Source organism: Bradyrhizobium sp. BRP56 (genome assembly GCF_020194035.1).
Lineage (GTDB): Bacteria > Pseudomonadota > Alphaproteobacteria > Rhizobiales > Xanthobacteraceae > Bradyrhizobium > Bradyrhizobium australafricanum.
The window spans coordinates 1-449 of the sequence record NZ_JADYVV010000201.1 but is presented as its reverse complement, the minus strand read 5'-3'; the positions used below and the strand labels follow the sequence as shown (position 1 = coordinate 449).

The following is a 449-nucleotide window of genomic DNA, read 5'->3' as shown; positions in this document are numbered from 1 at the left end:
GCCTGGCAAACATCTACATCGCATTCTGGCTGCCGCAAAATATTTGGGTCAACTTTAAAGTCTTTGGCCTGACCGCCCTTACCTTAATCTTCACATTGTTAAGCGGTATCTATATCTACCGCCACATGCCGCAGGAAGATAAATCCTAACCAGACTGCCAGTCCCTCGGGGCTGGCGCTGTATCTCCTCTGTTCTCCTCAGGAAAATCATAGTAGCATCGCGCCTGTGATTTTCCTTTTAAGTCGGTTTTACCATGTCTACAACACATAACGTCCCTCAGGGCGATCTTGTTTTACGTACTTTAGCCATGCCCGCCGATACCAATGCCAATGGTGACATCTTTGGTGGTTGGTTAATGTCACAAATGGATATTGGCGGCGCTATTCTGGCGAAAGAAATTGCCCATGGTCGTGTAGTGACCGTGCGGGTTGAAGGAATGACTTTCTTAC

General features: G+C 47.7%; 1 protein-coding gene. It reads left to right on the top strand.

Going from position 1 to position 449, the window contains the following annotated elements; genetic code table 11:
• Nucleotides 1–253: 253 nt before the first annotated feature.
• Nucleotides 254–449: hotdog domain-containing protein (locus I6F38_RS43365; RefSeq protein ID WP_276573549.1), on the top strand; the 196-nt coding region annotated here is incomplete at its 3' end.